Origin of the sequence: Cytobacillus depressus (assembly GCF_008923245.1) — a bacterium.
GTDB classification, from domain to species: Bacteria; Bacillota; Bacilli; order Bacillales; family Cytobacillaceae; genus Cytobacillus; species Cytobacillus depressus.
The window spans coordinates 1,066,588-1,078,214 of sequence record NZ_WBOS01000001.1; the positions used below are offsets into that span (position 1 = coordinate 1,066,588).

An 11,627-nucleotide genomic window follows, 5' to 3' on the forward strand; every position below is an offset into this window, starting at 1 on the left:
TTATCACGCTCAAAGCGCCACGTCCTGTGGCTTTCGCCTGACTAGGACATCCTGTCCATCGTCGGGCCTTTACGGGCAGTTGATCTACCACCTAAACTTCTCCGATTCATCTAAAGCTTTAAGGTGGGAGATTTACTGCCCGTTAATCTGCGATAAGATGATGAGTGGCCTCTGTGTTTTTGACAGAGGCTTTTTTATTTGTCATGAATTTTTTCATAAAAGCCCATACTAACCTCATATGAGTTTCTCTTTATGCTAAATAGGGAAATGATGATTGTAAAAGAGGATGTGAGATGTTTGTTATCGACTGAGCAGCTTAATCAATTGAGACAGCAATTAGAAGAAGAAAAGTCTTCATTGGAATCGCAGCTTCATGGAAATAAAGAAGGTAGTTTAGAAGGGGTTAATGCACGCGAGACTGTAGGAGAATTATCAGCTTATGATAATCATCCTGCAGATATGGGAACAGAATTATTTGACCGCACAAAGGATTTTGCCTTGGAGGAGCATCATGATTCCGAGCTAAATAAAGTGAATGCCGCATTAGAGGCTTTGAGTGAAGGATCCTATGGAAAATGTAAAGTCTGTGGCAGTGATATTCCTTTTGAACGCCTGGAAGCGATCCCCTATACATTATATTGTAAGGACCATAGCCCTGAGCATCACGTGCGAGGTGACCGCCCAGTTGAAGAAGATGTCCTCGAGCCTGCACACGGTAATACGTTCCAGCACCATCAATTTAGAGAAGTTGTCGATAATGAGGACAGCTTTCAGGAGGTTGCCCGCTACGGTACATCCGAAACACCGTCTGATCTAAGAGGCGATTATGAGGATTACAATTCCCTCTATAATGAGGGACATGATGACGAGGGCTTTACCGAGGATTATGAAACATTTATCGCTAATAATCTAGAAGGAACAGAAAGAATTATTTACCCATCAAAAAAGCATGAAGAATACGAAGCCATGCTTGACAAGGTTGGCACCGATACACCGTTTGGCGATGTTCACTATCATGAGTCAGATGGGTATGTGGACGATAAAGATTAAATAGAGAAAGGAGCTGTCGCCATTATGTAGGCAGCTCCTTTTTAATGGGTTATTCAGCTTTAATCCGCCAAATATCTTCCGCATATTCACGAATCGTGCGGTCACTGGAAAAATACCCGGAGGCAGCGATATTCTTTAAACTCATCTTCTGCCATTGCTTACGATTTTCATACGTCGCTCCTGCCTCTTTTTGAATATTTACATAGGAGTCAAAATCGCGAAGAACGAAATATTGGTCGTTTTCCGAAAGCAATGAATCAAATATTGGTTCGAATTCAGCATCCGAATCAGGGAAAAATCCGTTAATTAATTGGTCCATAGCTTGCCGGATTCTTTTATCATGATGGTAATAATCCCTAGAGTTGTAGCCGCCATGCTGATTATAGTTTAGCACTTGGTCAGCGGTTAAACCAAAAATAAAAAGATTATCCTCTCCAACCCTCTCCATCATTTCCACATTAGCTCCGTCCAGTGTTCCGACCGTTAAAGCCCCATTCATCATAAATTTCATATTGCCTGTTCCGGAGGCTTCCTTACTGGCGGTTGAGATTTGCTCACTAATATCAGCACCGGGAAATATTTCTTCCGCTAAAGATACACGGTAATTTTCTAGAAAAATTACCTTTAATTTTTCGTTTGTTCGATCATCTTTATTGACTTTTTCTGCCACAGTATTAATGAGCTTTATGATTTTTTTTGCATAATAATAACCTGGCGAAGCTTTAGCTCCAAAGATGAACGTACGCGGATGCATGTGAAAGCTCGAATCCTCTTTCAGCTGATTATATAAATACATCACATGCAAAATATTCAGAAGCTGCCTTTTATAGGCATGAAGCCGCTTCACATGAATATCAAAAATGGATGATGCATCAACGACAATCCCGTTTTGCTCTAGAATCCGTTTCGCAAGTCTTTCTTTATTTTGCTGTTTTATTTGATAAAGCTGCTCAAGGTAGGAAGTGTCTTCCGTAAACTTATTAAGCTCTAGAAGCTTTTCCGGTCTCTGAATCCATTCATCGCCAATTCCTTCTGAAATTAATTTTGAAAGAAGAGGATTTGCTTTTAATAGCCATCTTCTATGGGTAATGCCATTTGTTTTATTATTGAACTTTTCCGGAAAAATTTGATAAAATGATTTCATTTCCCGTTTTTTCAAAATTTCAGTATGAAGGGCTGCTACCCCATTGACGCTAAAACTGCCAACTAGAGCAAGATGAGCCATCCTTACCTCGTTATGCGCAATAATAGCCATGCTTTCGATATGGTCCCACTCACCAGGATATAGATCCCAAAGCTGTTGGCAATATCGTTCATTGATTTCATGAATAATCATATAAATTCGTGGCAATAACGGCTGGAAAATACGAACTGGCCATTTTTCAAGTGCTTCAGAAAGGGTTGTATGATTCGTATACGAAATTGTATTCACCGTAATATGCCATGCCTCATCCCATCCCATGCCTTCCTCATCAATTAATACTCGCATCAGCTCGGGAATGGCAAGGACAGGATGGGTATCATTAATATGAATGCATACATGCTCATGGAAATGCTGTAAAGTATCATACTGTTTTTTATAAGAGCGAATAATTGAACGTACACTTGCTGATACAAGAAAATATTGCTGTTTTAAGCGCAGGATTTTCCCTTCATCATGTGTATCATCAGGATATAAAAATTCTGATACGGACTCTGTATCCCGCTTATATTTTAAAATATCCTTATGAATTGGGTACGGTGAGGCTTCCGCATTCCACAGTCTAAGAGTGTTTACCGTTTCCGTCTTAAACCCAACAATTGGCATATCATATGGGACTGCTGTAATTGTTTCCGTACCTACATGGCGGAATACGAGCTGGCCATTTTCCTCCCTGTTCTCAACACTTCCCCAAAATGGAACCTCAATCGCTAAATCGGCTCTCCTGACCTCCCAAACATGACCGTGCCGTAGCCATTGCTCAGGAAGCTCTACTTGGTACCCGTCAACAATTTTCTGTTCAAATAAGCCATGCTTATAACGAATGCCGCAACCATGTCCAGGAAAATTAAGGGAAGCCAGTGAATCCATGAAGCATGCTGCAAGTCTTCCAAGCCCGCCATTGCCAAGACCCGCATCCGCTTCAATTTCCTCCAGCTCATTTAAGTCAATTCCTAAATCCTTTAAGCCTTCTCTTACAACGTCCTCTAATCCTAAATTCAGCAAATTATGATGAAGTAAACGTCCGAGTAAAAACTCGATGGAAAGGTAGTAAACTTGCTTTTCCTTAGCCATCCGATACCGTTCATTCGTGTTAATCCATCCCGTGCTGACATATTCTCTAATCATGTTTCCAATCGTAAAGTAATGATCGCGTTTCGTACTTTCTCCGAAGCTCTTTCCACACGTCATTTCAAGACGCTGTAAAAAAAACTCTTTAAATTTCTCTTTATTAGAAAACATGACTTTCACTCCTAGAGATGACTTCGTCGTAAAGCTGATTATATTGATAGGCAGACTGTGCCCAGCTAAAATCAGCCGTCATGGCATTTTTTACAAGCGTCTTCCAGCAAAGTTCATCCCTATAAAAACGAAGAGCCTTTTGCACCATAAATAGCATATCATGCGCATTATAATGACTGAATGAGAAGCCATTTCCGTTACCTGTAAGCTCGTTAAAAGCCTGAACCGAATCCTTTAAGCCCCCTGTTTCTCTGACGATAGGAATGGCTCCATATCTCATCGCAATCATTTGTCCGAGGCCACAAGGCTCAAATTTGGATGGCATGAGAAAAAGATCAGCAGCTGCATATGTTTGATGGGCAAGTGTTTCATCAAAGCCAATAAACGCTTTACATTTATCCGGATAAACATGGCTCATTTCTTTGAAAAATTGTTCAAATTGGGCATCACCTGTGCCGATTATGATCATCTGAATATCTTCTAGCATCAGTTCATGAAACACATAGCGTACAAGATCAAGTCCCTTTTGCTCAGTCAATCTTGTTATCATCACAACTAATGGCGTATCTGGTTTTCGTGGAAGCCCAAACTTTCCTTGGATAAAGCTTTTATTAGCTAGTTTCCCGTTTCTTTGTTCAGAATGATAGTTTTCATGTAGGAGTGAATCAAATTCAGGATCATAAAGGTCTTCATCAATCCCATTTAAAATCCCTTGTAAATCCTCTTCCCGGCTTTTTAATAATTCATGAAGCCGCTCACCATAATACTCCACCTGTATTTCCTTCTCATATGTCGGGCTTACCGTTGTAATTTTATCAGCGGCAACAATTGCTCCCTTCATAAAGCTAATATGATTATAGAACTCTAGCTGGTCAATATGAAAATATCGATTGCTGAGCCCGAATAAATCCTGTAAAGCCTGCTTTGGCATAATTCCTTGGAATTTTAGATTATGTATCGTAAATACAGTCCGAATACATTCATAGCCTTTCTTAGCCTGATATTCCACCCTTAATAGAAACGGAACCATGCCTGTATGCCAATCATGGCAATGAATGACATCGGGTGTGAAATCAATATGCTGGAGACAATCTAAGATGGCGCGATTAAAAAAGGCAAATCGCTCACCATCATCATAGTATCCATACAGATTTTCACGGTTAAAATAATATTCATTGTCCACAAAATAAAAAGTAATTCCTTCATACTGTAATTCTTCTATCCCGCAATATTGATTTCTCCACCCTACCTTAACGGTGAAAGCGGCAGTCTTTTTCATTAATATCTTATATTCATCTACTATCGTTCCGTATTTCGGCAGAATCACTCGGATATCTGCTCCTAATTTTCTTATTTCTTTTGGGAGTGAACCTGCCACATCGGCAAGCCCTCCCGATTTTACAAATGGTACACATTCAGAAACAACGAACAACACTTTCACGAATTCATCAGAGCTCCTTGTACTGTGCCTTTTCGGATGACAACTGGCGACCCGCTTGACCCTGTCAAAACTGTTCCAGATTCAACTTTGACATCCTTATCGATAATGACTGATTCTAAAAAGCAGTTATCTGCAATTTGACTCTTTTGCATGATAATACAATTCTTAATCACCGTACCTTTTCCAATCTTTACCCCACGGGAGATAATGCTGTTTTCGATACTCCCCTTAATTTGGCAGCCATTAGCAATCATAGAATGCTGAACAAATGCGCTATTTAAATATTTTGTAGGAGGCTCATCCTTCACTTTTGTAAAAATAGGACGATCCTGCCAAAAAAGCTTTTTCCAATTTTGCGGTTGAAGAAGATCCATGCTCACTTGATAATATTTTTGAATCGAATCAATCCTTTCAGCAAAGCCCTCATATTCATAGCTGCAAATTAAGAAAGGATGGTTCAGGTCAGTAACGACATCATACATGCATGTGTATCTTGTGGCACCGCGAGACTTAATTAATTCGATAAGAAAAGACGTTTTAACAAGATACATTTCTAAGGATTTCCCATGTTGGCGAATTTCCGTTATATCACATCCAGAATGAATATGGCGATCTAGGACCGGGCGAAAGTCCATATTAAATACCGTGAAACAGTTAGCAATAAGGGCATATTCCTGCTTACTCTGATAAAAGTAATCTAAATTTGCCGCAAAATGATTAAATGAGCCAATTCCATTTCTTTGAGTCCCCTCTAAAGTAGGGGACGGGAAAAAGAAAAGTCCGTCTCTTTTTCGATCAAGGTCCCAATTCTTACCCGAGCCAAGATGATCCATTAAGGAACGATATTGAAATTTAGGGAATATGGCTACACTTTCAATATCAGAATTCACCATATTCGAAAGTACAAAGTCTATTAGCCGATACCGACCAGCAAATGGAATCGCTCCAAGCGAACGGTGAATCATTAAATCCTCCAATTCCTCTTGATAGGTTGTCGCATCAATGACTCCAAGTAAACGATTTTTCACATTCATATCCTCCCATTTACACCGCTGCGCATTTTTTTAAAGCATTTCTTCCGTCACTAAAATGACTTCATCTTCTTCATTTGAACCATTAATAACCATTCCATCAGGTATATAAATATTTGGAGGAATAATTGCCCTTTCAATAAATACGCCCTTGCCGATTTTCGCATTCGGCATAACAACGGTTTCTCTAATAAATGAACCTTTTCCAACTTGGACGCCTTGGAAAAGGACGGACTTTTCAATATTCCCTTCAATCGTACATCCTTCATTAATTAATGATTCTGTAATTCTAGCCTCAGTCGAGATATACTGGGGCGGATGGTTAGGGTTAACGGAATAGATTCGCCACTCATAATCAAATAAATTAAGTTCACATGATTCATCGAGTAAATCCATATTTGCTTCCCATAGGCTTTTAATGGTACCGACATCCTTCCAATACCCCTTAAATGGATAAGCAACTAATCGCTTTTCTTCTGCAAGCAGCATAGGAATCACATCCTTACCAAAGTCATGGCTTGAATGATGGTTCCTCGCATCCTTCTCTAAATAATGTTTTAGAACGGGCCAATTAAATATGTATATGCCCATGGAAGCAAGATTATTTTTTGGAACAGCTGGTTTTTCTTCAAATTGTGTGATGACCATATCGTCTGTCGTGTTCATAATGCCAAAACGATTTGCTTCATCCCATGGAACTTCAATGACCGAGATCGTGGCATCTGCACCTTTTTCAATATGATAGTCCAGCATAAGCTCATAATTCATTTTATAAATATGGTCACCTGAAAGGACTAACACATATTCTGGATCATACTGCTTTAAATAATTTAGATTTTGAAAGATAGCGCTGGCTGTACCTGTATACCATTTAACCTCAGACGATTCGCTATACGGCGGGAGGACGGTAACCCCGCCGTTTCGCCGATCTAAATCCCAAGCACTTCCTATGCCTATGTATGAGTTTAAAACAAGCGGCTGATATTGGGTGAGCACCCCAACTGTATCAATGCCTGAATTCGTACAATTGCTTAAAGTAAAATCAATAATGCGATATTTTCCGCCAAATGGCACAGCTGGTTTAGCTAGGTTTTCGGTTAATTCGTGCAGTCTGCTACCTTTCCCTCCTGCCAATAACATGGCTACGCACTTCTTCTTTCCCATTTCCCTTTCTCTCCTTCCGATGTTTAACTGGACGTAATATCGATACCCCAAAAGGTGCTATCATCATTTTTACCGAGTATGGCTTGCCATGAAACGTTTGATTTTCTGTCTTCAGAACATTTTTATTAATAAAACCAGCGCCGCCAAACATATCTCTGTCGCAATTGAAAATTTCTCGATATGAACCGCTTTTCGGCACTCCAATTCGATAATCTACATAAGATCGATCTGTAAAATTACAAATTACTACAAGATGTTCATCTTCTCTTTTGCCTTTACGAATAAATGAAAAGATCGATTGATCGTGATTATTTACATCGATCCATTCGAAGCCTTCCTGAAGGAAATCTAGCTCAAATAAAGGTCTGGAGCGCCTATAAAGCTTTAACAGCTCTTTCACATATACATTCATTTTTTTGTGCATATCAAAATCAAGTAAGTCCCAATCGAGCTGCTCCTTATCCTTCCATTCATCAAATTGACCTAGCTCAGCCCCCATGAACAATAGCTTTTTTCCTGGATGTGTCATCATATAACCAAGCAGCAATCGCAGCTGAGCAAATTTACTCCAATAATCACCGGGCATCTTGTTTAAAAGTGACTTTTTCCCATGTACGACTTCATCATGTGAGAGCGGAAGAACAAAGTTTTCGGAATAGGCATACATCAAGGAAAAAGTCATTTTCCCATGAACATGTGAACGTGATTCTGGAGCAGTTTCCATATAGCTAAGAACATCATTCATCCAGCCCATATTCCATTTATAGTGGAAACCGATGCCTCCATAATGAACGGGGGCAGTTACTTGCGGCCAATCCGTCGAATCCTCAGCCATCATTAGGAAATGAGGATCACGTTCATAAACCACTTCATTTAATTTTTGTAAAAATCCAATCCCCATTGGATTTTCGCTTTTTTCATAGCGATTGGGCCAATAAAGAATATTCGAAACCGCATCAAGGCGAAACCCATCTATATGATAATATTCCATCCAAAAGAGGGCGTTGGAAATAAGGAAACTTTGCACTTCGGTTTTCCCGAGATCAAAGTTTGCAGTGCCCCAAATTGCATTTTCCCGGTCCCAAGAATTTTCATATTCGTACAAATATGTTCCATCAAATTTGAATAATCCATGGGCATCTTTACAAAAATGACCAGGTACCCAATCAAGAATGACTCCAATTCCGTTTTTGTGACATTGATCAATAAAATACATAAAATCATGCGGGGTACCGTATCGACTCGTTACTGAGTAATAGCCAGTTCCTTGATAGCCCCACGATTCGTCGAGCGGGTGCTCAACGAGGGGAAGCAATTCAATATGGGTAAATCCCTGCTCCAAAACGTAAGGAATTAGGTCCGCTGCCAATTCTCTATATGTTAGAAAGGCACCATCTTCTTTCTTACGCCATGAGCCTAAATGAACTTCGTAAATGGCCATCGGTTCTTCTAGAGCATTTTTCTTGGCCCGCTTTTGCATCCATTGATCATCATTCCATATGTAGCCTTCAAGCGAATAAACGATAGAAGCAGTCCCTGGTCTAAGCTCCGAATAAAAACTATACGGGTCCGTTTTTAAAAATCGTTTTCCCTCCTTTGTAGTGATTTCATATTTGTATAAAGCACCCTGTAAATTATGATTGATTGTAATCATCCAAATGCCTTCATAATTTACTCTATGTAATTGATACCCTTCTCCATTCCAGTTATTAAAGTCTCCAACTAGTCTGACTATTTCTGCGTTAGGTGCCCAGACACAAAAACGGGTACTTGTCTTTTTATCCTTAATGCTTACATGAGCACCAAAGAGTTGATAGCTTTCAAAAAGCGTTCCCTCATGAAACAAATGCACTTGATAGTCCGTAGGGTAAACTGTATTCAAACGAATCTTCTCCTTTAAATCCAATAGCCTTCATGATTATATTCGCCTGCATTTGAAAAAGACCTTGTAAAAGTTTTATATACTTTTTGACAGTAAAGTAATGAATTTGTCAATTTACGTTACAATTCTAATGATTTCTATTAATTTCGACATAATTTTGAACGTAGATTGGCAAAATACAACATAAACCGAATAGAAAAAATAAAAGGAGAATAATAAAAATGAGTAATCAAGAAGAGGAGTATTTAATAAATGAAGCAACAAAAAACGAAGTGAAAGTGCCTTTATTTGGACCACCGGACGGAAAAATTATAGCAACCGGAGAAATGTTTAGAGGTCCGTCTACAGGATTCATATCTGATATTGACTTAGAAAACCCTGGGAGAAAGTTTGAGAAAAAAGATAAGATGTTTGACTAATGAAGGATTTTTGAAGTGGTAGAAATTCTCTGGAAGGTAGTAATAGTGGGTGGATGAAGTAGGGACGTTTGAAATACAGTACCTATCTCTACCTTCCAAAGCATTTTTTTAATCTTATATGGAAGATAAGGATAAGTTATATTTCTTTTAAAAAGAAAAAAAGCTGCCAACACGATTGTTGACAACCTTTTTTATGACCCGTACGGGATTCGAACCCGTGTTACCGCCGTGAAAGGGCGGTGTCTTAACCGCTTGACCAACGGGCCAATACGAACGGAGAAGGAGGGATTTGAACCCTCGCGCCGCTTACGCGACCTACACCCTTAGCAGGGGCGCCTCTTCAGCCTCTTGAGTACTTCCCCATAATGGCTCCGCAGGTAGGATTCGAACCTACGACCGTTCGGTTAACAGCCGAATGCTCTACCACTGAGCTACTGCGGAACAAAAAGTATATTATGGTGGGCCTAAGTGGACTCGAACCACCGACCTCACGCTTATCAGGCGTGCGCTCTAACCAGCTGAGCTATAGGCCCATATAATAAATGGAGCGGGTGATGGGAATCGAACCCACGACAACAGCTTGGAAGGCTGTAGTTTTACCACTAAACTACACCCGCATTAGGCAAAATAAATGGTGGCTCAGGACGGAATCGAACCGCCGACACAAGGATTTTCAGTCCTTTGCTCTACCGACTGAGCTACTGAGCCAAATATATAGTTCCTAATCAAATATTTGTGTTAAGAACCTTTGTTCCAAAAACGTAATGGCGGTCCGGACGGGACTCGAACCCGCGACCTCCTGCGTGACAGGCAGGCATTCTAACCAACTGAACTACCGGACCAAATTGCGGGGACAGGATTTGAACCTGCGACCTTCGGGTTATGAGCCCGACGAGCTACCGGACTGCTCCACCCCGCGATAGTAATATTTATGATTTATGGAGGAGGAAAGGGGATTCGAACCCCTGCGCGGTTTGACCCGCCTGTCGGTTTTCAAGACCGATCCCTTCAGCCGGACTTGGGTATTCCTCCAAATCAAAATAAATGGTGGACCTTGTAGGACTCGAACCTACGACCGGACGGTTATGAGCCGTCTGCTCTAACCAGCTGAGCTAAAGGTCCAAGATAGTGATTTAAAAATTTGGTAGCGGCGGAGGGGATCGAACCCCCGACCTTACGGGTATGAACCGTACGCTCTAGCCAGCTGAGCTACACCGCCAAATTAAAATATATATTGTAATGATAGATAATGGTGGAGCCTAGCGGGATCGAACCGCTGACCTCCTGCGTGCAAGGCAGGCGCTCTCCCAGCTGAGCTAAGGCCCCAAATCTTAAATGGTCGGGAAGACAGGATTCGAACCTGCGACCCCTTGGTCCCAAACCAAGTGCTCTACCAAGCTGAGCTACTTCCCGTTAATGTTTCATAATTGATATAATGGCGCGCCCGAAAGGAGTCGAACCCATAACCTTCTGATCCGTAGTCAGACGCTCTATCCAATTGAGCTACGGGCGCATATGTTTATATCAATGGTGCCGAGGACCGGAATCGAACCGGTACGGTAGTCACCTACCGCAGGATTTTAAGTCCTGTGCGTCTGCCAGTTCCGCCACCCCGGCAAATTTGGAGCGGAAGACGGGATTCGAACCCGCGACCCCCACCTTGGCAAGGTGGTGTTCTACCACTGAACTACTTCCGCAAATCTTATATGGTGCGGGTGAAGGGAGTCGAACCCCCACGCCTCGCGGCGCCAGATCCTAAGTCTGGTGCGTCTGCCAATTCCGCCACACCCGCATATAAGTGGTGAGCCATGAAGGACTCGAACCTTCGACCCTCTGATTAAAAGTCAGATGCTCTACCGACTGAGCTAATGGCTCGTACAATTGTGGTGCCGGCCAGAGGACTTGAACCCCCAACCTACTGATTACAAGTCAGTTGCTCTACCAATTGAGCTAGGCCGGCATATTTATTATAATTGTACAAATGAATATTATGGTGGAGGATGACGGGATCGAACCGCCGACCCTCTGCTTGTAAGGCAGATGCTCTCCCAGCTGAGCTAATCCTCCATTAATACAGCCTAGCGACGTCCTACTCTCACAAGGGGACAGCCCCTAACTACCATCGGCGCTGAAAAGCTTAACTTCCGTGTTCGGGATGGGAACGGGTGTGACCTTTTCGCTATCGCCACTAGACTAC

General features: G+C 41.4%; 7 protein-coding genes, 20 tRNA genes and 1 rRNA gene. 2 read left to right on the plus strand and 26 right to left on the minus strand.

The genetic code is table 11. The features are described from left to right. Positions 1-252: 252 nt before the first annotated feature. Positions 253-1,050 (plus strand): TraR/DksA C4-type zinc finger protein, encoded by a 798-nt coding sequence (locus tag F7731_RS05100; protein ID WP_343032847.1) that lies wholly within the window; start codon positions 253-255, stop codon positions 1,048-1,050. 49 nt (positions 1,051-1,099) lie between these two features. Here F7731_RS05100 and F7731_RS05105 read toward each other — a convergent pair whose 3' ends face one another. The 5 genes from F7731_RS05105 to glgB are packed head-to-tail and all read right to left on the minus strand — an operon-like array spanning position 1,100 to position 9,017. Beyond that, entirely contained in the window at positions 1,100-3,493 is a 2,394-nt protein-coding gene (locus F7731_RS05105) for a glycogen/starch/alpha-glucan phosphorylase (protein ID WP_151533671.1), read from the minus strand. After that, complete coding sequence (glgA, locus tag F7731_RS05110) at positions 3,483-4,934, minus strand: glycogen synthase GlgA (protein WP_151533672.1); 1,452 nt, start codon at positions 4,932-4,934, stop codon at positions 3,483-3,485. Before glgA ends, F7731_RS05105 begins: the two co-directional genes overlap by 11 nt. Then, positions 4,931-5,962 carry a GlgC family sugar phosphate nucleotidyltransferase gene (locus tag F7731_RS05115; RefSeq protein ID WP_151533673.1) on the minus strand — a complete coding sequence of 344 codons (1,032 nt, stop codon included), beginning with the start codon at positions 5,960-5,962 and terminating at the stop codon, positions 4,931-4,933. Before F7731_RS05115 ends, glgA begins: the two co-directional genes overlap by 4 nt. Before the next feature lie 36 nt (positions 5,963-5,998). Then, positions 5,999-7,129 (minus strand): glucose-1-phosphate adenylyltransferase, encoded by a 1,131-nt coding sequence (locus F7731_RS05120; RefSeq protein WP_151533674.1) that lies wholly within the window; start codon positions 7,127-7,129, stop codon positions 5,999-6,001. After that, positions 7,080-9,017 carry a 1,4-alpha-glucan branching protein GlgB gene (gene glgB, locus F7731_RS05125; RefSeq protein WP_151533738.1) on the minus strand — a complete coding sequence of 646 codons (1,938 nt, stop codon included), beginning with the start codon at positions 9,015-9,017 and terminating at the stop codon, positions 7,080-7,082. Before glgB ends, F7731_RS05120 begins: the two co-directional genes overlap by 50 nt. 215 nt (positions 9,018-9,232) lie before the next feature. Between glgB and F7731_RS05130 the strand changes: the two genes are divergently transcribed. Continuing rightward, positions 9,233-9,430: a hypothetical protein gene (locus F7731_RS05130; RefSeq protein WP_151533675.1), complete on the plus strand. Its 198-nt coding sequence runs from the start codon at positions 9,233-9,235 to the stop codon at positions 9,428-9,430. Positions 9,431-9,624: 194 nt separating this feature from the next. Here the strand turns inward: F7731_RS05130 and F7731_RS05135 are convergent. The 21 genes from F7731_RS05135 to rrf all read right to left on the minus strand — a co-directional run bounded on the left by F7731_RS05135 (position 9,625) and on the right by rrf (position 11,623). Then, positions 9,625-9,696, minus strand: a tRNA-Glu gene (locus tag F7731_RS05135). Between the two features lie 8 nt (positions 9,697-9,704). Then, positions 9,705-9,792 (minus strand) — tRNA-Ser (locus F7731_RS05140). Positions 9,793-9,796: 4 nt separating this feature from the next. Further along, positions 9,797-9,871, minus strand: a tRNA-Asn gene (locus F7731_RS05145). A gap of 15 nt (positions 9,872-9,886) precedes the next feature. Then, positions 9,887-9,963: transfer RNA gene (locus F7731_RS05150), tRNA-Ile, on the minus strand. A 10-nt stretch (positions 9,964-9,973) separates the two neighbouring features. Further along, positions 9,974-10,047: transfer RNA gene (locus tag F7731_RS05155), tRNA-Gly, on the minus strand. 15 nt (positions 10,048-10,062) lie between these two features. Continuing rightward, positions 10,063-10,138: transfer RNA gene (locus tag F7731_RS05160), tRNA-Phe, on the minus strand. A 57-nt stretch (positions 10,139-10,195) separates the two neighbouring features. Then, positions 10,196-10,272, minus strand: a tRNA-Asp gene (locus tag F7731_RS05165). 3 nt (positions 10,273-10,275) lie between these two features. After that, a tRNA-Met gene (locus tag F7731_RS05170) sits at positions 10,276-10,349 on the minus strand. Between the two features lie 20 nt (positions 10,350-10,369). Further along, a tRNA-Ser gene (locus F7731_RS05175) sits at positions 10,370-10,462 on the minus strand. Positions 10,463-10,475: 13 nt separating this feature from the next. Then, positions 10,476-10,552 (minus strand) — tRNA-Ile (locus F7731_RS05180). A 20-nt stretch (positions 10,553-10,572) separates the two neighbouring features. Further along, positions 10,573-10,649: transfer RNA gene (locus F7731_RS05185), tRNA-Met, on the minus strand. Between the two features lie 31 nt (positions 10,650-10,680). Then, positions 10,681-10,756 (minus strand) — tRNA-Ala (locus F7731_RS05190). 10 nt (positions 10,757-10,766) lie between these two features. Beyond that, positions 10,767-10,843 (minus strand) — tRNA-Pro (locus F7731_RS05195). Positions 10,844-10,866: 23 nt separating this feature from the next. Continuing rightward, positions 10,867-10,943, minus strand: a tRNA-Arg gene (locus F7731_RS05200). Positions 10,944-10,958: 15 nt separating this feature from the next. Then, positions 10,959-11,047, minus strand: a tRNA-Leu gene (locus F7731_RS05205). A 5-nt stretch (positions 11,048-11,052) separates the two neighbouring features. After that, positions 11,053-11,127, minus strand: a tRNA-Gly gene (locus F7731_RS05210). 10 nt (positions 11,128-11,137) lie between these two features. Further along, positions 11,138-11,222 (minus strand) — tRNA-Leu (locus F7731_RS05215). A 7-nt stretch (positions 11,223-11,229) separates the two neighbouring features. Further along, positions 11,230-11,305 (minus strand) — tRNA-Lys (locus F7731_RS05220). A gap of 9 nt (positions 11,306-11,314) precedes the next feature. After that, positions 11,315-11,390: transfer RNA gene (locus F7731_RS05225), tRNA-Thr, on the minus strand. Between the two features lie 31 nt (positions 11,391-11,421). Then, a tRNA-Val gene (locus tag F7731_RS05230) sits at positions 11,422-11,497 on the minus strand. Positions 11,498-11,506: 9 nt separating this feature from the next. Continuing rightward, positions 11,507-11,623, minus strand: a 5S ribosomal RNA gene (gene rrf / locus F7731_RS05235). Between the last annotated feature and the right edge of the window lie 4 nt (positions 11,624-11,627).

Coding starts and splice junctions, on each gene's coding strand:
- F7731_RS05100 (WP_343032847.1), top strand. CDS start 253: ATGCTAAATAGGGAAATGATGATTGTAAAAGAGGATGTGAGATGTTTG.
- F7731_RS05105 (WP_151533671.1), bottom strand. CDS start 3,493: ATGTTTTCTAATAAAGAGAAATTTAAAGAGTTTTTTTTACAGCGTCTT.
- F7731_RS05120 (WP_151533674.1), bottom strand. CDS start 7,129: ATGGGAAAGAAGAAGTGCGTAGCCATGTTATTGGCAGGAGGGAAAGGT.
- F7731_RS05130 (WP_151533675.1), top strand. CDS start 9,233: ATGAGTAATCAAGAAGAGGAGTATTTAATAAATGAAGCAACAAAAAAC.